3 protein-coding genes and 1 pseudogene are annotated in these 1,797 nt (G+C 65.1%); all 4 read left to right on the forward strand.

The annotated features are described in order from the left end of the window. Positions 1 to 244 (forward strand): annotated as a pseudogene (locus tag EOC06_RS40475) (hypothetical protein); the annotation flags it as partial. 96 nt (positions 245 to 340) lie between these two features. Further along, positions 341 to 694, forward strand: a complete 354-nt coding sequence (locus EOC06_RS35540) for a type II toxin-antitoxin system RelE/ParE family toxin (RefSeq protein WP_095482553.1) — start codon at positions 341 to 343, stop codon at positions 692 to 694. After that, complete coding sequence (locus EOC06_RS35545; protein WP_095482552.1) at positions 691 to 1,014, forward strand: DNA-binding transcriptional regulator; 324 nt, start codon at positions 691 to 693, stop codon at positions 1,012 to 1,014. Before EOC06_RS35540 ends, EOC06_RS35545 begins: the two co-directional genes overlap by 4 nt. Before the next feature lie 188 nt (positions 1,015 to 1,202). Next, positions 1,203 to 1,797 (forward strand): DUF1403 family protein (locus EOC06_RS44415; protein ID WP_245470366.1); only part of this gene is annotated, 595 nt, incomplete at its 3' end.

The raw sequence follows: 1,797 nt of genomic DNA on the forward strand, positions 1-1,797 counted from the left end.
GGGCTATCTCGCGGCGGCCACGACCGAGCGCGGAACGCCGGGATGGCGCCTTGTCGTGCCCGGGCTTTCGTACCATGACAAGTCGATCGGCGAAAAGACCATCATTCCGCTCGTCCGTCTGGGCTTGATCGAGCCGGCGCTGGATGAGCCCCACTGTCTGGTCGTTTCAACGCGCGGCGCGCAAACGTGGTGGCTGTTCCACGCGCGCGGTGGCCGATATCCCGAGGATCTGACTGACGTGTAGACCCACTAGCGGTACGGAACCGGCTGTCGGCCAACCGGTGTTCGGCGGCGGCACCGCAGCGTTTGCAATCCATAGCACCTGGTGCTATATAAAACCATGACGCAGCGGACGTTCAAGACGGCCTGGTTCGCCAAGGCGGCGCGCAAGGCGCGAATCAGGGACGTGGCACTGTGCAAGGCGATTGCGCAGGTGGCGTTGGGACAAGCCGAAGATCTTGGCGGTGGCGTGTTCAAGAAGCGTCTGAACGACAACCGGCACCGATCGATCATCCTGGCCAAATCCGGTCGGTTCTGGGTCTACGAGTATCTGTTCGCCAAGCAGGACAGGGCCAACATTGATGACGACGAACTCGCCCAGTTCCGCAGCCTGGCCAAGGCTTATGCTGGGCTGACCGATCGGCAGCTCGGCGAATTGCTGGCAGACGGAGATTTTTTGGAGATATGCACATGAGCAGGGCTAGAAAATACAAGTCCGACGCCTTCGAGGCGATCCACAGCTCGGCGAGCGCGCTCTACAAGGTCGGGGCGATCGACAAGGCGACGATGCGCAGCTTCGACGAGAGCTGCCTGACGGTGCCGCCGGCGATCGAGCCCGACGCGATCAAGGCGCTGCGGGAGAAGAACCATGTCAGCCAGCCGGTGTTTGCGCGCTATCTGAACACATCCGAATCGACGGTGCAGAAATGGGAGACCGGAGCCAAGCGGCCGAGTGGCATGGCGCTGAAGCTGCTGTTTGTGGTCGACAAGCACGGGCTGCAGGTGCTGCGCTAGCGGCGCTTCGGTTACGTCCGATAAGGCAAGCTTACCGGACACGAACGTCGTTCGACATCCCCGGCGCTTTATGGCCGAGATGATTGCAAAAAGCGCCGCGATGACTCATGCTGCCGGCGATGATTCGCCACGCCAAACCGCCTTCCCGCCACGCCGTCCAGCCGCTCGGCGCCGCGCCGATCGCGCCCATGGCGACTGTGCCATCCTGGCTGCGCCGGGCCGTCGAGACTGCGCAAACCGTCGAAGATGCTGCGCTTGCGTCCGGCGCGGCGCTGACCGCGCTCGATGCTGTCGTGCGCCGGGACGAAAAATGGGCGGGCGCCTGGCGGCAGCGCCTCGCGCTCGCGGCGGCCGCGACGACGGCACGGCAGGCGGGGCGCACCGAGGACGAGGCCGCGCTGCGCGATTCTTTTCTCCTGACCCGTCCCGGTGACGACGTTGGGCCGGGCGGTGTTTTGCTGCTCGCCTGGCGCCGGCTGGCAGCCCGGCCCGCGGAGGATCTCCTGACGGCAAAAAACCTCACCGCGGTCTTGGAAGAATTCGGTTTTTTCGCCCGCGACGGCGCGGCGGTCGGCGATCTCCTCGAGGATCTCCGCCAGCTGTCTACGGCAGCCGGCGTTGTCGAGATGCTGACCGGTGCCTTCGCGAGCGCGGAACGCGATGGCTTCGGACGCAATTTGGGTGCTTGGCTCGCCGACGCCCTGCTCGCGCAAAGATTGGGTTGGCCGCATGCGGTGCCGCTTCTGGGAGCGCAGCCTGCATCGGGCGGAAGCACGCGTGGCG

The sequence above is a fragment of the Mesorhizobium sp. M7A.F.Ca.MR.362.00.0.0 genome (genome assembly GCF_004023175.1).
Taxonomy (GTDB): Bacteria; Pseudomonadota; Alphaproteobacteria; order Rhizobiales; family Rhizobiaceae; genus Mesorhizobium.

Coding starts and splice junctions, on each gene's coding strand:
- EOC06_RS35540 (WP_095482553.1), top strand. CDS start 341: ATGACGCAGCGGACGTTCAAGACGGCCTGGTTCGCCAAGGCGGCGCGC.
- EOC06_RS35545 (WP_095482552.1), top strand. CDS start 691: ATGAGCAGGGCTAGAAAATACAAGTCCGACGCCTTCGAGGCGATCCAC.